Raw genomic sequence first — 20,133 nt, forward strand, 5'->3', positions numbered from 1 at the left:
GCAATATTCACAGACTATTGCTATTTGCAAAAACTATATTTTAAAAAATATTTACAATCCAATATCTGTTAAACAACTTGCTAAATTTGCAAATGTAAATTCAGATTATTTATCTATATTATTTAAAAAAGAAGTCGGTATTTCATTAATTGAGTACATTCAACGTGAACGAATCGAAGAAGCAAAGAAATTATTAACTTTCACCACCTATCCCTTATCAGACATATGCGCTTCGCTTAATTTTAGCGACCAAAGTTATTTCACTAAAATTTTCAAAAAATTCACAAATGAAACACCTGGTAAATATCGAAATTCTCATGTTGTCATTTAGAATGAAACTTCCATTAAAACAAAATGTTTTCAATAACTCATCAATGGCAGATTAGAAGCACTCCCAGATTCATGAACTATAGGATTTATGCTTTTTCCAAACCAAAAAACACGTTACTATTCTTTTATTTTAATGAGAATAATAACGTGTTTTTTATGTAATGTAGTTTTGTAGACAGAACATAATCCAACTACAAATTTTTATAGAAGCCAAATGCACCGCTTAACTACTAAAATCTTATTAAGTAAAAAATCCATATTTTGTTTTACTTACTTTCTACTTTATTTCTTCTGGATAATGAACTCTTTTCTTCAAACGAATAATCCCTACTATTATTTTTGCATCTTTCTAAATTTGCGAACCAAAGTAAGTACTGTACTCGAAATAATCATCAATATGCCGATTTCTGCACTGTTGTTATTTGTACTTACACCCGTCTTTGGAAGCTCCTTATATGTATATTCTTTTTTATCGCTATTACTGTTGTTTGAAATATTACTCTTATTTGTCTTATTAGCAAGGCCATTTGCTTTGCTAGTTTCTTTATGTTTCACTAATACTTTTTGTATTGTATTTACCTCATTACCCACGGAATCTCTGACACTATATATTATTTCATAAATACCAGCTTTAGTTGTATCTATAGTTCCTTTATACGCTACTTTAGAAGTAAGATCACCGTCTTCTTTGTCAGTAGCCGATACTCCTATCAACGGATCAAATTGATCACCCTCAGTAATCGAAGTTGTAGCAGGTACTTTTAGTATTGGTTTTTCATTTTTAATTTCTTCTCTAACTTTGACCGTTACAGTTTGCTTCGCCGTTACTTCATGACCTTTAGAATCTGTAACCGTGTACGTTAATACGTAAGTACCGGCTTTTGATGTATCTACTTCACCATCAACTTTAATTTTAGAAGTGAGATCACCGTCTTCTTTATCGATAGCTAATACTTCTGCCATTGGAACAAATGAATCTCCTACATGAAGTATCGCTCCAACAGGCACTGTTAATTTAGGTTCTAAATCTGATATTTCTCCATTTCCCTCTACAATTACAGTCTGTATAGCCGTTGCATTCCCGCCTTTAGAATCAACAACCAAGTATTCCACAATGTATGTACCTGGTTTTGAAGTATTTACATCGCCTTTATGCTTTACTTTATTTGTTAAATCACCATCTTCTTTATCAACAGCTTTTACATTTCTCATTGGATCAAACGTATCTCCTACACGTAGTGTAATCGTAAACGGTACAGTTAACTCTGGAGCTTGGTTTTCTGCTGTTTTTTCGTTTTCTTTCACTTTTTCTATAATTTTTGCAGCATCAAAAGCATTTTGGACTGCTTGAACTTCAATTGAGTTCGTTCCATATTTATTAGTTGCCACTTTAAGGCATGCCAATTTCAATTCAGAAAAATTAGAAGTCATGTTTAATTCATCAGTATTTGCATAATAGAAAATATCAAACATTTTATCTTCACCAATGCCATTTACATTTACACCGTTATGAGTACCACCTTGTGCAATTAAATACGCAACTTTATTAATAATACTTGAGTTAAAATGAACGCCTCCATAATCCTCTCCATTTAAATCATTATATTTACTATAATCATCAGGATACGGTAGTCCATCTGAAAAATTAATTGCAGTTGGATTTTTCATATTACGAAAAATCGATCCAGTTTGTTCTCCTATTGTCCAGTTAAATTCCCCATTATTTATGTATTTCTCTATAGCCGTTCCCATAATATCCGATAATGCCTCATTAATTGCCCCAGATTCTCCTGAAAATTCAAGGTTAGATTCACTTGATGTAACTGCATGTGTAAATTCATGACCGGCTATATCGAACGCTTTTACCATAGGATCTCCATATAAAAGCATACTAATGTTATTAATATTAGTACTAAATGCATTTTCCCAATTTTCAGGATCATTTGTTCCTCCAGAATCCCATGCATGTACAACTGAAACTACTTTGTTTCCTTTATTATCAAAACTATTACGCTTATATTTTTCTTTATAAAAATCGTATACCTTTGTTGCTAAGAAATGAGCGCTTACCGCCTTTGGATCATTAAATGTTGTTGAAACGCTAGTTGCTAGTATACCAGGATAATAACTTTCTTCATTTGTAATATCTCTATAATTTACATCATATGTCTCAATTCCTTGTCCTCTTGTGTAATCAGCAAGCGCATAATTCCCACTGGTCTGTTTAGAAATACCAAATGTACGAGTTACGCCTAAATCATCTTTTCCTGTTCCAGTTAATGATGTAAAATTGCTAGTTTTATTTTCCTTAACGGATTGAACATACTCTTCACTTATTTTCAAACTTGATTCTTGTACCATATCTTTTAACATTTCACCATTATGAGCATTCACTAAATAAGTTCCAGATACATAATTTGGTGTTGTAGCAGCAAATGTAACTTGATATGCATTGCTAGCCTGTCCATGATTTTCATCAACAAAAATAACTGCCTTAACTTCTGGCTCAGAAATAAATTTAGTATCGTTTCCGTACTTTTTATAAATATATTGTTTTGCTTCTTCTTTTGATAAATTAATAGGTTTCTTTAAACCTTCTTGTGTTAAATTTTGTGCGCTATCTCCTGAAATACTTTTAATAATACCTTTTTTATCTACGTGAGCAGTCAACTGGTGACCATATACTTCTTTTCCTTCATATATTTGTTGCATGCGCACAAGTGTAGTTCCATCATAAGAACCACGTTTTTGAAGAACCTTGTAATCTACTCCTGTTTCTGCACTAACTTGTTTTGGAGACAAAGCATGCTCCGTATTTTCCTTAAGTGCATCTTTCACTACATTCTCTGGCGCCTTTTTTGATGGTTGTGTAAGATCACCTGTACGGAACGAATCCTCTTGAATTTCTACTTGCATTTGACCAGTTTCCTCTGCATGACCTAATCCATATGGCGTTACACTTGTTAAAACGAATCCTGTTGTTAATGCAACTATAGCTATTTCTTTTTTATTTCCCATGATATTCCCCTCGTATAAATTCCTATTATTTATATGAAACTGCTAAAATGTATACAATCTATTCCTAACATAAAAAGATGACTTTTGTAATCAACAAAAGCCACCTCTTTAATATGTAATATCCCTAAAATGTTTTTAATACATAATTTCTATACAAAAAAGAAAAAAGCACTCATTAACGAGCATTTTGCAATACTTTTATTAGGTCATTTATATTTTCAACTTTCTGTTGAAACTGATCAAGTCTGCTATGTAGCAATGAAGGATTTTTATCTTCAGTTGAAATAACTTGTTTTAATTCGTTTTCTAATTTATCATACATATCAAAGAAATTATCAAATTCTACACTTACAAGCTCTTCATTTTCGCGATAGAATCTTTTTGCTTCTATATAAGTCATATATGATTTATTTAAAAATCCTAATGAAATTAAATATTTAGAAGTGTTTTCTTGATAAATAGCAATATCACACGCTATTTTAATATCAGAATAAGTCTTTTGAACAAGACAATGCAATTCAAAAATCTTAAACTTTAATCCATTATTCATTTCATCCCCTCCCATCGTATCTATTCTACATAAAATTAGAATATTATACAAAGAAAATTATTAGCATGAAATTGACAATTAAAAAGATAACTTAAGGATAAACAAATTCCTCTCATTACAAATTATAGTTGCGAAGCATTTACCAACTTAACAGAAAAAATAAAAAGCGAAAAGAATAAATCCCTTCCGCTTTTAGAGTAATAAATACATTTCATATTGCGCTAAAAAATTCTTTTCAAATCCACATTTCTTTAAAAAACCCTCCAGTAAATTATTGTTAGGAAACCCAATTGATAAACTTGATAAATTTAATTCTTCTCTTGCTACTTCTAATAATTTCATCCCAACACCAATATTTCTATAAACTTTGTCTACGAAAATAAAACTAATTTTACCTTGTTCATTTACACATAGAGAGCCTTTTAAGTCATTATCGACATATGCACCATAAAATACATTATTTGTTTTTTCGATATAATCAACATCATTTTGCCAATTTATATGGAAGTTTAACCATTTCTGAATTTCATCTTTAAAAGTTGGAAATTCTAATTGTTTTACTTCAATATCCTTACAATCTTTATTCATTATTTTAGTCAAATCATTTAAATTATAATAAGAAAGATCGTACACTTTTTCATAGCCCAACTTATTATAAAAATGAATCGCTCGGTCGTTTCCTACAATGACTTCGAGAAAAAGTTGCTTACATCCATGTTGAATCGCCTCTTCTTTATGCAGTTCAAATAATTTTTGACTCACACCAATACCGCGGTAATTAGGATGAACCGCTAATGTTCCACAGCGCATAGTCTTTATACTTTCATAATCCTTTATACCACCTAATATTACGCCAACTGATTTGTCACCGTCTAAAGCAAGAAAAGAATGTTCTAGCAAATTACCTTCTGGTCCAAAAAAACGTTGTATAAAACCCTCTTTTGAAACTTCCATCTTAATAATATAATCGGAAAATCCATCTTTAAAAGCTTCATATACTAAATCAATATTTACTTCACTACACCTTTTATATTGAATCATATAAAATTGCCCTCCAATTGCTTGTATTAACCTCAACATGTACCCATATAATATATTCCATCTATTATAAATTTCAGCTCTTAATTTGAAATGAACGGACATTTCCCTACATATAACTTACTATTAATTTGTTTTATAACAAACTATCTATTATTTACTACATTAATCTCATAAACACGTAAAAAAGCAATTAAATGCTCACATGCTCTTTCGCATGCTAGCATTTTAAAGATTTTTTGTTCTTCTTTCGTTTTATCATTTGCTTGATCTGAAGCAGCTTTTAAACATAAAAATGGTTTTTTATTTATTTGACACACATAGGCGAAAGCTGCTACTTCTTGATCAACTGCCAATGCTCCGTATACAGTATGAAGTAAATATCTCATTTCTGAACTACGAATACGTTGATCTCCAGATAAAAATGTACCGAAATGTATCGGATCATACAATCGTATTTTTTTTATTCTTCTTACAAGTGATTTTGTTGTTTCAATAGGTGCTGTTCTACCGTTATATAAATTAAAAACATCTTCTCCTGAGCCAGCAGCAGTAACATCGTGTTGTATTGCGTTTAGTGCTACTACAATATGACCGTTTTTCACTTTGTTTGATAAACTTCCGCATATTCCTGTCATAAACAACTCATCTGGCTGAAACTCACTAATTAACAATTGTACACAACTAGCGCAGCTTACTTTACCGACACCAGTTACAACTGATATAATTTCCAGCTCATTGATAGTATGAAAATGAAATTCCCAAGCTGCTCTTTTTTCAACACGTTCACTCGGATAATGTTGATGCAAATACGTCAGTTCTGGTTCCCATGCAGATACAATTGCAATACGTTTCATTACACGCTTCACTTCCCCTATTGTCATTTAAATAAGTTATCTATACTTTCTCGTTCATAATCTGGAATCCATTCTTTATATTTCTTATATAAATCTCGTATTATTTCTTTATTCTTCGCAATTACTTCACATCCTCTATCATCATACATAAACATGACAATATCTTTCGTTGCATTTATGAGAAATACATCTGGATAAGAAATTTCTTTTTTCCGTCCAAATCGAGGATACAAAACAGAGAAATCCTCATGATTAGCAGCTTGTATAAGCGATTCATATTTAATATCTTCCGCAAGACATTTTAAAGAAAATTGATATGTACAATATAATGTGAAACTTTAATCAGTTCATCCCCCACTGATTATCAGCCCTCACCAATCGGGCTTTTAGGGGCAGCCCGCCCCCCACCTATCTTCTTTGCTTTCGCTGAATTTTGAGGTGGGGGTCTTACTGCCCGGCAAATAGCGGGATAAATCTGCCTCTTCATCTTCAAATAGAAACGGTAACGTTTCTTGTCTTATATGAAATCTTAAATCTCTTTTCTTAATATATTTATTGTATACATTTATTTTCTGTGGAGTTTTTGTGTTTTCCTTTTTAAATCTATAAACATTTGTCACTACAAACACTACATCTTCTTTTGAAAATATGTCTTCAAATAAGAATTTATTATATGTATATAGCTGAGAAAAGTATTCCATATTTAAATCGTCGGTTCCTTCTACAATTTGATATTTATCTTTTCCAAAATCAAAATACAAATGATTTCCCCACTGAGAATATAAGTACGGTACTAATGTAACTCCTGGAAATGTTTGATTCATATATTCTTTTAATTGCATTTCCTTGTCCCTTCTACTGTACAATTCTTTTTAAATACCAATATGCTTCTTCTAGCCACGGATGTATAACTTTCAATGTATCTTTCCTTTCCCACAAATATGAAATATATACAAAAGCAGCTTTTTCCAAAGATTTTTCCAATCCTTTTTTTATTTCTATTAAATATGGTGGTGTCCCCTTTTGATCCCATTCTATTTTATCTGCAACAAATAAAACTAAATCCATCTTTGTTGGGTGTTTACGCAGTGTAGTATGACAACAAATTGCATCTAATACGTCTTCATCTTCTACTTTAAATATTTCTTTTGCGATTACTCTCGATAGTTTTTGATGAATAATCATAGGAAACTTTCTTTCTGCTTCCTCTATTTCTACCCCAAATTCTTCAGCAACTGCAATCCGCTCCTCGTTCGGAAAAATGCCACTAATATCATGTAAATATCCTGCAATTGCTGCTTTTTCTTTATCTACGTGAAACTTTTCTGCAATCTTTTTTGCCTCATTTGCCACACGAATTGAATGTTTATATGTAAACTCTTTATTATATTTTAGTAGAAAATCTTTAATATCATTGTCTATTTTTCCAGTTGGAGCAAATGAATATATATCATTATATAACATAGAAAATCCCCCTTATAACTAACTTTCAGTATAATGCAGAATTTAAATATCTTTGTTATTTTATATTCGTTATTAATCTTTTTACTCCTTTTTAATACGTTACATGAAATTTTATACAGAATCATTGCTACAAGTACATAAATGTTTGATATTATAGTAATGTTGATGATTTGTAAGGAAAGGAACTACAAAATGAATAAAAACATATTAATTATTGATGATGATAAAGAAATTGTTGAATTACTTGCTGTTTATTTGCGAAATGAAGGCTATAACATTTATAAAGCTTATGATGGCGATGAAGCATTGCAGAAGGTTTCTACATATGAAGTTGACCTTATGATTTTGGATATTATGATGCCAAAACGAAACGGATTAGAAGTTTGTCAGGAAGTACGTGAAAATAATACTGTACCAATTCTAATGCTTAGTGCAAAAGCAGAAGATATGGATAAAATATTAGGTCTTATGACAGGTGCCGATGATTATATGATCAAACCATTCAATCCATTAGAATTAGTAGCTAGAGTGAAAGCTTTATTACGAAGATCATCTTTCCAAAATGCTACTTCGCAAAAGAATGAAGATGGTATTATTCGTATTCGCTCTGTTGAAATACACAAACATAATCATACTGTTAAAGTAAATGGAGAGTATATTAAACTAACCTCTATTGAATTCGATATTTTATATTTACTTGCGAGTAATACAGGAAGAGTATTTAGTTCAGAAGAAATTTTCGAACGCGTTTGGAATGAAGATGGTTATGGTTCAAATAAGACGGTAATGGTCCATATTAGCAACTTACGGGATAAACTTGAAACGGTAATGAATGGAGAAAAATTTATTCACACTGTTTGGGGAGTTGGCTATAAAATTGAGAAATGAAGCATTTGATATATTAAAAGATATCCCTAAATGGAAACTTATTTTTTGGCTCTTACTAGCTATCACACTCACTCCTATTACTGAATTAATTATTTATCGCCTCGTTACGAGTGTAATTGAAAGTTCACTTACTCTAACCGAACTCGGTAAAGAATTCATTCGAATTTTTGGTTATGAAAAGTATAAAGGGGTTAAAGAATCTTTATGGATGATGATTGTTTCTTATTTGTTTTTATTTTCTATTTTTTCATCCTATCTTTACATTTTTTATCGTCACGAGAGAAAACTTTACTATGAAACTTGTATAAAAAAAATGATAGAAGAAATTCGTTACATTGCAAATGGAAACTTCAATCATAAAGTTTCTGTTGTAAATCATAATTATTTGGAAGAGTTAGCAATCGGGGTCAATGAAATTGTTGAACAATTAAAAGTCTCAATTGATGAAGAAAGACAAGCGGAACAAGCAAAGAGTGAACTTATTACAAATGTATCACATGATTTACGTACTCCCCTTACTTCTATAGTTGGATACGTAAATTTAATTCATCATGATAATTATAGAGATGAAGTGGAATTGCGATACTATATTCAAGTCATTTATGATAAAGTAACTCGTCTTAATGCATTAATGAATGACTTGTTCGAATATACACGTGTTCAAAATAAAGAGTTAAGCTTGTATTCTGTCCCCATTGATATTGTAGAGTTACTTGGACAATTAACTGTTCAATTCCGAATACAGGTTCAAGAAGCTAATATAGAATGTAGACCTTCTTTCCCATCTCAAAAGCTCATGGTATTAGCTGATGGTGACAAATTAGTGCGTGTGTTTGAAAATCTTATTATAAACGCTATCGCTTATGGAAGCGAAGGTCGCTATATTGACCTTACTGCTTATGAAAGCAATAATATGATTACAATTGATATAACAAATTACGGACAACCTATTCCTAGTACGGATTTACCTCATATTTTTGAACGTTTTTATCGCGTTGAAAAATCGCGCTCTACAAACACTGGTGGATCTGGACTTGGATTAGCAATTGCAAAAAGTATAGTCGAATTGCATAAAGGAACAATTGAAGTATATAGTGATGACGAAAAAACTACTTTCACTGTAAAACTACTCCCCTACAAAGGTTAATATCACAAATAAAAAGTTCAATTTCTTATCATATAAGAAATTGAACTTTTTCCATTAATTACAAAAAATAATAATCCTTTATAATTCTTTAGAAATTCTTTACCTTTTCTTTCTTCCTAATTAAGCATTCTTTTTTACAATACTATTATTGATGTCATAATAGGAGGATCGCTTATGCAATTCTTAAAAAAATTCGCTATTTTATTATTATCTTTTTTCATTACTGCACTTATCGTTTTATATTTTTACCTTTATGTAAATGGTCCGATTATTCAAGCTAAATCAGCTATCTTAATAAATGCTAATTCAGGTGAAATTGTTTATAAAAAAAATGAAGAAACTCCAGTACAATCAGCTGCTTTATCTAAATTAATGACAGAATATATCGTATTGGAGCAACTAAATGATAGAAAAATACAGTTAGATGACTTCGTACAAATAAGTAACGAAGTTTTCCGAGTAGAAACAAGCCCTATACAAGTAACATCGAATGATAAAACAACGGTTCGTGATTTACTTCATGCATTGCTACTGGCAGGGAATAATCGTTCTGCACTCGCTCTTGCAGAACACATTGCTGGAAATGAAGATAACTTTACAGTATTAATGAATAAAAAAGCAAAAGAACTAAAGTTATTACAACCATCTCCATTTCTAAACTCTACTGGAATTAATAATGATACAAATAAACAATCAACTACAACAGCAATAGACGCAGCTAAATTAGCAGCACGATTAATAAAAGATTTTCCAGATGTATTGAATATTACGAAACTAACCTCTTACCAATTTTCCTTCAAAGATTCCCAGGTTTTCAATACGAATAAAATGATATATTCCCTTAATGAAAACATTAAACTTCAAGGTGTTGATGGCTTACAAACTAGTTTTTCAACTAATGGTAATTATAGTTTTGTCAGTACAGCAAAACTTGAAGATACTAGACTAATTTCAGTAATATTAGATGCAGATGAAGAAAACATTTCATTTATTGAAACAAAAAAGTTGCTACAGTATGGTTTTGATCCTTCCTCGTACTCTGCACTCCAAGCTTTTAAAGACACCCTTACATCGTGGACAATATTGCTTCAGTTTAAAAATTTAATTATACAAACTATAATGATTTTTTTAATCATTACCACCTTAATGTTTTTACATATACGTCAGAAAAAATCCGAGGATTTCAATTAAGAAATCTTCTTATATATAAAAACCGACTTGCGTTTGAGATGCAAGTCGGTTTTTAATTCTATCATCCTCTTCCAATTAAATTTGCTGAAACTGGTTGCAAGTTTAACTGCCTCGCCCATATAGACAGCTGACCAATATGATGAATTTCATATCCCATGTCTTAAAACCTATGTTTTTCGAGGCATACATCCATCTCTGTTTCCGTTCGTTGTGTTCGTTTGTTTAGTTTAAATGGGTTAATCTATTAATTCTATTAAATCCAACAATTTAACTATTACATATTAAAGTTCTATTCATATACTATAGTAGATTACTAGAAAGGAGGCTTAACTATGGATAGTTGCGTTGTATTTGTAAACGGACAACCTTTTTTAGTTCTTTCAGTAGCTGGTATTGAAATTGCTAGATTAGAGATTTCCCTTCAAGTAGCATTAGCTCTAAGAGTGCTTGGGATACCAATCTGTGATTAATTACCAAATTAATAAAAAAAGAGGGCATTAGCCCTCTTTTTTTATTTTCTTCTCACCTTTTCTTAACAACAAACAAAATTCAAATTTGATTAATTATAAAAAATTAAAGTACATGAACGTTACATGAAACACTTGTTAAGATCGCTGTCCTTCACACTATTTATTTCGCCGACATTATATAATCAAAGCACACGATGATTAACTTTTTATACGGCTTATTTTAAGTGTGCTAGCCAATACTTTTACTTGTATGTTCTATACACTCATTCTCTACGGTATACTGATACCAACTTATATTTTTTGATGAGAGCCCATTTCCCTATATCCCTCTTTATTCCCATGCACTTTTTTCTCAAATCCAAGCTAAATAATCTATATTGTTATCTTTTAAACTCGCCTCACTATCCGATTATATTAATAACCTATCACCTGGTAACCATTATCTAATTTATCTTCAATTGGATGGTCCATCATTTATACTTACGGATTGGCTTTCCCGTATCTATTGTGCATGGACATTAGGTTTTCTAGCATCTAGCTCATTTCTTTAAAAATGTAGGGTATTTCGTCTATTATTAAATGAATAATGTTTGGAAGGGTGATGTAATATGACAGAAATTAAAGTAGGGCTTACACAATTTTTAGACTTCACACTGAAAGGTAGTACAGCTAAAACAAACTTTATAAAAAATCTAAAATCCCAACCTGAATATCAACCAGCTTTTGATTACTGGAAACAATTACGAGAAACTGTTATTAAATTTCATCAAAACAAACTACCTTTTGAATGTTTCGAAACATTAGTACAAACGGTTGATCAGAAAAAAAAACAAAACTACATTGATGTTATAAAGCAATACAAAAAATTCATAAAAAATAAAGACATCTCCTGGTTTGATCCAGGTAAATCACATTGGAAATCAGATGATTTAATCGTCCGTTCATCACCTGAACTTGGCTTATTCATTAATAATGAGCCACATCTTATCAAACTGTTTTTCAAAGGAAAAAAAGAGCGAATTGATAAATACAACATTAACTCGACACTTACACTATTAAATGAATCAACATTTTCAAATGAACGAAACGATGTGAATTATACGGTACTTAACATCCAAAAGAACAGAATGTATACGAATAACTCTATTAATAATAATCATTTAGTAGCGCTTAAATCAGAAGCTAACCAGTTTTGTTACATATGGAATAATCTGTAAAGTTTACTATTCATCCCTTTCAATACCTTGTTGATGCATACTTTAGTTACAATTTTTACAGATTCATTCAGTTTCGTTTAATTAGGGCTCACCCTCTTATTCCTCAGAAACAATGCAGGTGGGCCTTTTTCAAAAATGGTTTCTTTGTCAGTTTTAATATACTAGCTCTCCCCCTGAAACAGCTGCAATTGAAATTATTTTTGTTTTATTATCCACTATACCCACCAAGCCCCTTTTGTTAACATAATATAATTATAAATAACTATTGTTGCTACTTCTTCCATTCATATTCTAACATACTCATTTCCCATAAATTCCAATACGTTTCTCCTACTCTTTTTGACTCTCTTAATAAGCCTTCTTTTACAAACCCTATTTTTTCGTAACAGAAAATGGCCGATGTATTAAAATCGTACACACCAAGAGTTACCCTATGTAGTTTTAATTCGTCAAAAGCAATATGAAGTACTGCTTTCATCATATGTTTTCCTATAGAACGTCCTCTCATCTTCGTATTACCAACTAATACTTTTCCAATTCTAGCGGACTTATTAATATTATCTATTTGCCCAAGCGAAATATGACCAATAACGTCTGAGGTCACTTCATCTACCACTTTGAAAGCGAGTGTATTTGCACTTTCTATATACTTCTCTAATTGCTGTTCGTCTAAAGGGAATGTGAATGCATTTCCTGACCATTGTATTAGAAATTCTTCGGAGTTAATCCAATTTATTAATTGTTTAAAATCAGATTTCTTAAAGCTTTCTAGTTTAATCACTTCCTTGCTCCTTTCATACATCATGCTTTATAACCTGAAACTTATTTCTATATAAAGAATATATTCTCCTTTTATATGAAATTAAAATAAAGCCATTCATGTGAATGGCTTTACAAAAAAGCAGCATAATTATGCTTTGTTTGCTACATCAATACCATTAAAATCAAAGTCAGCAGTAACCGTTGTAACAGGTGGGAAAATTGCTTCAATTTTACAAATGGAAATAATTACTCCAACCGATCCAGGAATAGCCGCAAGCCTAACTAGATCACAACTTACAGACGAAACAGTACCTACATAAGTACGTCCCTCTGTATTAATTTGAACTGTTCGATTAATTAATTTCTTAAGTTCATCTCTAATTCCTTGTACACAAGAATTATCACATTTCTCATGCTGTTCTTTTTTACACTCTTCGAATACTTCCCAACAATCATCTTGTTTACATGTACACTTCTTTTTACAATTATTAAATCGAGAACCCAATACCTCACCCCCTAATCCTTTCTATTAGTAAAGTATGTCCACTAGCTTAAAAGGGTACGAGGCAAACACATAAAAAGAAAAAAACAAACAATTGTACTATACTTTCTTTTCATTATTCATTATAAAAACAGACTTCTCCTAATTAAAAGCTTGTTTAATGAGCGGCCGTGAATTTAGTCCTACTCCATTTAATGTTTAGACACCACTTTCTAAAACAAATCTTTTTTCTTTTAAATAAGACGCTCCTTAAAAACACACTAGATTTTTCCATTAACTCACATATACATAGACTTTATTTGTGGATTTCCCATTTTTCATTGTGAAATATACATTTAAAAAAGCGTACTCGAAAATAAGATATTATTTCTAATCAGAACGCTTTCTTCAACAAATGTTTATTGGAAAACACCATAACTAGTAGTAGTTCTCTCCACTATCTCTTAAAAATTAGCATGGTTTGTATGAACTCTATATCGAGTAGAAAACACTCTATCATATAAAGATAAAATAGTAGGTTAATAAACAAGCCATTTTTTTATTAAAACATAGAATAATATGAACACTATTGAAAGGAGGTAGAAATGAATGTCTTGGAAAAATGATTGCTGGAGTTCTCAGAAAAAACATTGTAATGATGATTGGTGGAAATCTAAAGAAAAGTGTCATCGTGACGATGATTGGTGGAAATCTAAAGAAAAGTGTCATCGTGATGATGATTGGGGTTCTAAACGAAATAAGTGTCGTTGTAAATGTTTCTTTATTTGTTGCCATTGTAAAAGAAAAAATTGGTAATTTTTTTAATGTCAACGTAAAGGAAAGAATATGGCTTTTGGAACCAATCGGGCTTTTCCGGAAAGTTAATCCCACACCTACTTCCTTACTTTCGCTGAATTTTTAGGTGGGGGCATTACTGCCCGGCAAATAGTGAAATAAATACTAGAATGTAACATATAAAAAGCTGACTGAGTATAGTCAGCTTTATATATATTAACACGTAAAAGTTTTAACAGACATATAAAGCAGGCACGCTTTGTTATCACCTTGTTGTAAATTAGTATTTCTCCATTGAGTAGACATTCCATAATATCGTATTTTGATTAAAACTATAAAACATACTTAACACTAATAGTAGAATTTTTCTTCATCAACTTCACTTTTTCTCTTTTTATAAACATAAGAAAGGATCTCTATTTATATAGAGATCCTTTCTTATGTTTATAATTTACTAGACTGTAACCCCTGAATAAACGGAACTACTTCAGGATTTACAAGTGAAGACAAATCACCTAATTCTTTTCCTAAATAAGCTGCTTTAATAACACGGCGCATCACTTTAGAATTACGTGTTTTCGGCAAATCTTCTACAACGTGGATGTCTTTAGGACACAACGCTTTTCCAATATGAGAGTTTACTAAACTCATTAATTCTTTCTTTAATTCTCCTGTGAATGTTACATGGTCTCTTAATACTACGAAACAATGACAAACTTCACCTTTTACTTCATCAGGTACACCAATTGCAGCAGCTTCGATTACATCGTTATGTTTCACAAGAATAGATTCATATTCAGCAGGTCCAATACGTTTACCTGCAATATTTAACGTATCGTCTGAACGCCCTGTGATGATATATTGTTCACCATCGTAAATGACCCAGTCACCGTGGACCCATTTATTTTCAAAACGCGACCAATATGTGTTTACGTAACGTTCATCATCTTCCCAGAAGCTTTTCGTCATACCTACCCAAGGTTTCTCTAAGCATAATTCTCCGACTTCATCTCGAATTGGTTTACCTTGATCATCCAGTACGACAGCTGCCATTCCTGGTAAAGATGCATTAAAACTAATCGGTGCTATTGGCTTAATAAGAACATTACCGAAAATCCCACCAGAGATTTCAGTTCCACCTGAGTAGTTACAGATTGGTACATTTCCTTTTCCAACTGTTTCAAACAGCCACATCCATGGATCAGGATTCCAAGGTTCTCCTGTTGATGCGAATACTTCCAAACTCTTTAAAGAATGTTTATTGACATACTTATCACCTTTTGCCATTAATGCTCGTATTAACGTTGGTGAAATACCTAGATGAGTAATTTCATATTTATCAACTGTCTCCCATAACCGGTCTGCTTCTGGGAAGTCTGGAACACCTTCGTACATAACCATCGTTGCTCCATTAATGAGTGAACCGAATAATAGAAATGGCCCCATCATCCAGCCCATATCAGTTACCCATAATACACGATCACCTTGTTTAATATTCATTCCAAATCCTGCATCAAAAGCTGCTTTCAAAGGAAATCCTGCATGCGTGTGTACTGTTCCTTTCGGCTTACCAGTCGTTCCTGATGTATAAATGAGCATTAATGGATCATCACTTTGCATTTCTTCGGCATGTATGAATGGTTTTTCTTTTTCTAGCGTACTCCACGAAAAGTCATAGTTATGTGGTGTAAAATCATTTCCTGCATGACGAACGATTACCACTTTTTCAACAGTTGGGCAATGTTCACAAGCTTTATCTACTTCATCTTTTAAAGAAACAATTTTTCCTCGGCGTGAAAATCCATCTGCGGTAATAATCATTTTTGAACCTGCCGCTTGCACACGTGTCATGACTGCATCAGACGCAAAGCCTGAGAATATTGGTGAAATAATTGCACCGATTTTCATTACAGCTAGCATCGCAACAACTGTTTCTGGAATCATCGGCATATAAATTGTTACACGGTCACCTTTCTCAATACCCGCGTGTTTCAAACCATTTGCAACACGGCTTACCCAGTTATCAAGCTCTTCATATGTAAATGATTTTGAAGTTCCATTTTCCCCTTCGTACTGAAGTGCTGGCTGTATTCTCGTTTCTTCATCCGCAAGCCAGCGGGATAAAGCTGATTCTACAACGTTACATGTTCCGCCATTATACCACTGTGCAAACGGTGTACCATTTTCTAAATCTAACACTTCTGTATAAGGTTTCATCCATTGATAGCCTACTGCTTTTTCTGCCTCTCCCCAAAACCAAGCTGTTTCCTCAATAGATTTATTATAAAAAGTTTCATAGTCTTCATATCCCAATGATTTCATCCAACCATATAAACGTGTTTTTTCCTTATACTCTTCTGTTGGAAACCAAACTGCTTGTTTCAATGTTTTCCCCTCCTTAACTTTTTGAGCAAGAAAGCCCTAATTAGGGCTTTTAAACTGGATATACAGGATGTTTACGATCCGTGAATAATTGATATTTACTCATATACATTTCGAAACGTCCTTTTAACTCTTCACGTAAATTGTTTGGATGAACAATACCATCAATCACCATCTCTGATGCTAAGTGGTATATATCAATATCTTTCTTATACTCTTCACGTTTTTCAGCAATGAAGCTAGCGCGCTCTTCTTCTGGTAAAGCTGCAATTTTATTTGCATATACAGCATTAACCGCAGCTTCTGGACCCATTACCGCAATAGAGGCTGTCGGTAATGCCAGGCAGCAATCTGGTTCAAATGCTGGACCTGCCATCGCATATAAACCAGCGCCATATGCTTTACGAACAACGATAGAAATCTTCGGTACAGTTGCTTCACTCATTGCAGAAATCATTTTTGCACCGTGACGAATAATACCAGCACGCTCTACTTTTGTACCAATCATAAATCCTGGTACATCCGCAAGGAATAATAATGGAATATGATATGCATCGCATAAATTAATAAACTTAGCAGCTTTATCAGCTGAATCGTGAAATAATACACCGCCCTTCATACGCGGCTGATTTGCAATAATACCAACTGGCTTACCATCAATACGTGCTAAGCCTGTAATTAGCTCTTGAGCAAATAATTTTTTTACTTCATAGAATGAACCTTCATCAATAACTCTATTAATGAGATCTTTCATATTGAAAGGAGCATTTTGATTTTCTGGAATGATTTGTTCTAACGTTTTATCGAATTGTTTCGGTTCTTGAGGTGTAACCAATGGAGTCTTTTCTAAGTAGTTGTTTGGAAAATATGAAATGTATTGTCTTGCTTGTGTAATCGCATCTTCTTCTGTCTTACATAAAACATCTCCGCATCCTGATACAGAGCAATGCATACGAGCTCCGCCCATCTCTTCTAAAGTTACCTTCTCACCGATAACCATCTCAGCCATACGAGGAGATCCTAAATACATAGATGCATTTCCTTCTACCATCATTACAACGTCACAAAAGGCTGGAATATATGCACCACCAGCAGCAGAAGGTCCAAATAATAAACATACTTGAGGAACTTTACCTGATAATTTCACTTGATTATAGAAGATTCTTCCTGCACCGCGGCGCCCTGGGAACATTTCTACTTGATCTGTAATACGCGCTCCAGCAGAGTCGACTAAATAAAATAACGGAACACGTAATTTTTCAGCTGTTTCTTGAATACGTAAAATCTTTTCAACTGTGCGTGATCCCCATGATCCAGCTTTTACAGTAGAATCATTAGCCATTACACACGCAGTACGACCATGTATTTTACCCGTTGCAGTTACAACGCCGTCCGCAGGTAAGCCTGTTTGTTCACAGTTAGCAAATAATGCATCTTCTACATATTCGCCATTATCAAATAGAAGCGCTAAACGATCTCGAACAAATAATTTTCCTTTTGCTTTATTTTGTTCATGATATTTCGGTGCCCCGCCTTGTTTAATCGTTTCAACACGTTCTTCAAATGAATTAGATTGTTGTTTTTGGTCTAACATATTTACTCCCCCTTATACATCGGTTTACGTTTTTCTTTGAATGCCTGTAATCCTTCTATTCGATCTTTCGTATGGATTACACCTTCATACGCTTGTTTTTCCATTTGTAATCCGGTATGTAAATCAACTTGAATACCATTTGAAATTGCCTCTTTTGCTAATCGAACAGCAATAGGTCCATTACTAGCAATTTTCTCTGCTATTTCAATCGCTTTCTCTTCAAGTAAATTAGCTGGTACAACAAATTCTACTAAACCATATTCTTTTGCTTCTTGCGCTGAAATACGTCTACCTGTATAAATTAATTCTTTCGCTCTACCAACTCCAATTAATCTTGGTAAGCGCTGTGTACCACCTGCTCCTGGTATAATTGCAAGTGTCGTTTCAGTAAGACCAAGACTTGCAGATTCAGCAGCAATTCTAAAATCACAAGCTAAACTTAATTCCGTACCACCACCAAGTGCGATTCCATTTATAGCAGCAATAACTGGCTGTGGTAATTGTTCAACCATCTCCATAGTAGTGCGAATCATACTAACAGCATGACGAACTTGTTCTTCATTCATATCGGCACGCTCTTTTAAATCTGCACCAGCACAAAATGCTTTTTCACCAGCACCAGTCAAAATAACTACACGTGCGCTTGAATCTTCACTTATTTGAGTTAATATAGTTTGTAATTCATCTAATAATGCCAAAGATAATGAGTTTGCTTGTCTCGCACGATTTAACGAAATCTTTACTACGTGAGGTGTTACGTAATCAACGGAAATGTTTTGTAATTGTAGCATCTACTCACCTACTTATCGTTTTATGTTGAAGCGCTCTATACACATGACTCGGTAATTGGATATTTAACTTACTTTGAATAAATTGACTAGCTCTCAATAACTTTTCTTCGTCTATATTCGTTTGGACTCCTAATTTATGGAGCATATGTACTAGGTCATCAGTAGCAACATTACCTGATGCTCCTGGTGCATAAGGGCAGCCCCCAAGTCCACCACAAGAACTATCAAACGTTGTAATACCGTATTCTAATGATTTAACTACATTCGCTAGAGCCATTCCATACGTATTATGAAAATGCATTGCAAACTGCGAAGCATCATACTTCTTTAATAGGTGTTCTAATACTTGTTCTACTTGTAATGGATTCGCTACACCGATTGTATCCCCAAGAGAAACTTCATAAATGCCGTATGAAAATAGTTGATTACATAATTCGTCAACTGCTGTAGCACTTATATCCCCTTCATAAGGACATCCAAATACAGTAGAAACATAGCCTCTTACCTTTTTCCCTTCGAATAATGCCTGTTTTGTTATATCTTCAATTACAACTAATGCTTCTTTAATCGATTTATTAATATTACTTTTATTATGAGATTCACTTGCTGATAAAAAAACATTCACCTCATCTACATTTTGCAAAAAAGCTCGTTCCAAACCATTTTGATTCGGAACAAGCGCAGCATATGTAACATTTGGATCCCTTTTCAGCTCAGAAAATACATCATTTGCATCTGCTAATGCAGGGACCCATTTTGGGTGAACGAATGAGGAAACTTCAACATACGACAATCCTGCTTCTGTAAGTAGTTGAATCCATTTTACTTTATCTTTTGTGCCAACAATCTTTTTTTCATTTTGTAAGCCATCACGTGGCCCGACTTCTTTAATGACAGCAAAATTAGGTAGTTTCAATTCGCTTCCCCCTATATCTCCCTATTCAATTTCTAATAATACATCTCCTTCATTTACAAAATCGCCTTCTTGCACATTAATTTTCATAACTGTGCCGGCTTCTTCTGAAATGATTGGAATTTCCATTTTCATAGATTCCAAAATGACGACATCCTGCTCTTCCTCTACTGTATCTCCTACTCCTACAACAATCTTCCAAACGTTTCCTGCCATCGATGCGTATACTTTCGTCATCATTTTTT

General features: G+C 32.8%; 19 protein-coding genes and 2 pseudogenes. 7 read left to right on the top strand and 14 right to left on the bottom strand.

All coding sequences use genetic code 11. From position 1 onward, the window contains the following. Window positions 1–331, top strand: a 331-nt coding sequence (locus tag MR167_RS06490; protein WP_242314218.1) for a helix-turn-helix domain-containing protein, incomplete at its 5' end; no start/stop codon positions are given. A 332-nt stretch (window positions 332–663) separates the two neighbouring features. On the opposite strand, the gene MR167_RS06495 is transcribed toward MR167_RS06490, so the two are convergent. From MR167_RS06495 to yqeK, 6 genes and pseudogenes are all read right to left on the bottom strand, one after another. Next, window positions 664–3,348 carry a M4 family metallopeptidase gene (locus tag MR167_RS06495; RefSeq protein ID WP_106082186.1) on the bottom strand — a complete coding sequence of 895 codons (2,685 nt, stop codon included), beginning with the start codon at window positions 3,346–3,348 and terminating at the stop codon, window positions 664–666. A 175-nt stretch (window positions 3,349–3,523) separates the two neighbouring features. Next, window positions 3,524–3,898: a hypothetical protein gene (locus MR167_RS06500; RefSeq protein ID WP_001059022.1), complete on the bottom strand. Its 375-nt coding sequence runs from the start codon at window positions 3,896–3,898 to the stop codon at window positions 3,524–3,526. Between the two features lie 192 nt (window positions 3,899–4,090). Further along, complete coding sequence (locus tag MR167_RS06505; protein WP_242314220.1) at window positions 4,091–4,939, bottom strand: GNAT family N-acetyltransferase; 849 nt, start codon at window positions 4,937–4,939, stop codon at window positions 4,091–4,093. Between the two features lie 143 nt (window positions 4,940–5,082). After that, window positions 5,083–5,820: a phosphorylase family protein gene (locus MR167_RS06510; protein ID WP_002082744.1), complete on the bottom strand. Its 738-nt coding sequence runs from the start codon at window positions 5,818–5,820 to the stop codon at window positions 5,083–5,085. Then, window positions 5,817–6,635: pseudogene (locus MR167_RS33650) on the bottom strand (DUF3885 domain-containing protein). Before MR167_RS33650 ends, MR167_RS06510 begins: the two are co-directional and overlap by 4 nt. 13 nt (window positions 6,636–6,648) lie before the next feature. Then, a complete protein-coding gene (gene yqeK / locus MR167_RS06525) occupies window positions 6,649–7,257 on the bottom strand; it encodes a bis(5'-nucleosyl)-tetraphosphatase (symmetrical) YqeK (protein WP_017763190.1) in 609 nt (202 codons plus the stop codon). Window positions 7,258–7,449: 192 nt separating this feature from the next. On the opposite strand from yqeK, the gene MR167_RS06530 reads away from it, so the two are divergent. The 3 genes from MR167_RS06530 to MR167_RS06540 all read left to right on the top strand — a co-directional run bounded on the left by MR167_RS06530 (window position 7,450) and on the right by MR167_RS06540 (window position 10,483). Then, window positions 7,450–8,145, top strand: a complete 696-nt coding sequence (locus MR167_RS06530) for a response regulator transcription factor (protein ID WP_001038808.1) — start codon at window positions 7,450–7,452, stop codon at window positions 8,143–8,145. Next, on the top strand, window positions 8,135–9,292 hold the full coding sequence (locus MR167_RS06535; protein WP_001243314.1) for a sensor histidine kinase: 1,158 nt from the start codon (window positions 8,135–8,137) through the stop codon (window positions 9,290–9,292). Before MR167_RS06530 ends, MR167_RS06535 begins: the two co-directional genes overlap by 11 nt. 174 nt (window positions 9,293–9,466) lie before the next feature. Beyond that, window positions 9,467–10,483 (top strand): D-alanyl-D-alanine carboxypeptidase family protein, encoded by a 1,017-nt coding sequence (locus MR167_RS06540; protein WP_086391150.1) that lies wholly within the window; start codon window positions 9,467–9,469, stop codon window positions 10,481–10,483. Window positions 10,484–10,544: 61 nt separating this feature from the next. Here MR167_RS06540 and MR167_RS06545 read toward each other — a convergent pair. Beyond that, window positions 10,545–10,634, bottom strand: a pseudogene (locus MR167_RS06545) (DinB family protein); the annotation flags it as partial. 181 nt (window positions 10,635–10,815) lie between these two features. On the opposite strand from MR167_RS06545, the gene MR167_RS06550 reads away from it, so the two are divergent. Continuing rightward, window positions 10,816–10,953: a DUF3956 domain-containing protein gene (locus tag MR167_RS06550; protein WP_000376554.1), complete on the top strand. Its 138-nt coding sequence runs from the start codon at window positions 10,816–10,818 to the stop codon at window positions 10,951–10,953. A 608-nt stretch (window positions 10,954–11,561) separates the two neighbouring features. Continuing rightward, window positions 11,562–12,170, top strand: coding sequence for a hypothetical protein (locus MR167_RS06555; RefSeq protein ID WP_000136050.1), 609 nt, complete (start codon window positions 11,562–11,564; stop codon window positions 12,168–12,170). 271 nt (window positions 12,171–12,441) lie between these two features. On the opposite strand, the gene MR167_RS06560 is transcribed toward MR167_RS06555, so the two are convergent. Together MR167_RS06560 and MR167_RS06565 are read right to left on the bottom strand one after the other, a co-directional pair. Then, complete coding sequence (locus MR167_RS06560; RefSeq protein ID WP_000990084.1) at window positions 12,442–12,975, bottom strand: GNAT family N-acetyltransferase; 534 nt, start codon at window positions 12,973–12,975, stop codon at window positions 12,442–12,444. Window positions 12,976–13,080: 105 nt separating this feature from the next. Next, window positions 13,081–13,437: a hypothetical protein gene (locus MR167_RS06565; RefSeq protein WP_000535572.1), complete on the bottom strand. Its 357-nt coding sequence runs from the start codon at window positions 13,435–13,437 to the stop codon at window positions 13,081–13,083. A gap of 598 nt (window positions 13,438–14,035) precedes the next feature. On the opposite strand from MR167_RS06565, the gene MR167_RS06570 reads away from it, so the two are divergent. Further along, the gene (locus tag MR167_RS06570) at window positions 14,036–14,335 is read left to right on the top strand and encodes a hypothetical protein (RefSeq protein ID WP_242314222.1); all 300 of its coding nucleotides are present in this window, start codon (window positions 14,036–14,038) and stop codon (window positions 14,333–14,335) included. Between the two features lie 317 nt (window positions 14,336–14,652). Here the strand turns inward: MR167_RS06570 and MR167_RS06575 are convergent, their stop codons facing one another. Genes MR167_RS06575 through MR167_RS06595 form a run of 5 tightly spaced genes read right to left on the bottom strand, consistent with a single transcriptional unit; the run spans window position 14,653 to window position 20,128 of the window. Beyond that, window positions 14,653–16,593, bottom strand: coding sequence for an AMP-binding protein (locus MR167_RS06575; protein ID WP_000806483.1), 1,941 nt, complete (start codon window positions 16,591–16,593; stop codon window positions 14,653–14,655). Between the two features lie 49 nt (window positions 16,594–16,642). Beyond that, the gene (locus MR167_RS06580) at window positions 16,643–18,184 is read right to left on the bottom strand and encodes an acyl-CoA carboxylase subunit beta (RefSeq protein ID WP_063675383.1); all 1,542 of its coding nucleotides are present in this window, start codon (window positions 18,182–18,184) and stop codon (window positions 16,643–16,645) included. 2 nt (window positions 18,185–18,186) lie between these two features. After that, entirely contained in the window at window positions 18,187–18,975 is a 789-nt protein-coding gene (locus MR167_RS06585; RefSeq protein WP_000939799.1) for an enoyl-CoA hydratase, read from the bottom strand. A 4-nt stretch (window positions 18,976–18,979) separates the two neighbouring features. After that, the gene (gene mvaB, locus MR167_RS06590; protein ID WP_000775428.1) at window positions 18,980–19,891 is read right to left on the bottom strand and encodes a hydroxymethylglutaryl-CoA lyase; all 912 of its coding nucleotides are present in this window, start codon (window positions 19,889–19,891) and stop codon (window positions 18,980–18,982) included. 21 nt (window positions 19,892–19,912) lie between these two features. Continuing rightward, window positions 19,913–20,128 (bottom strand): acetyl-CoA carboxylase biotin carboxyl carrier protein subunit, encoded by a 216-nt coding sequence (locus MR167_RS06595; protein WP_001987345.1) that lies wholly within the window; start codon window positions 20,126–20,128, stop codon window positions 19,913–19,915. Window positions 20,129–20,133: the final 5 nt, after the last annotated feature.

This window comes from Bacillus cereus group sp. BfR-BA-01355 (assembly GCF_022663675.1).
GTDB classification, from domain to species: Bacteria; Bacillota; Bacilli; order Bacillales; family Bacillaceae_G; genus Bacillus_A; species Bacillus_A thuringiensis_S.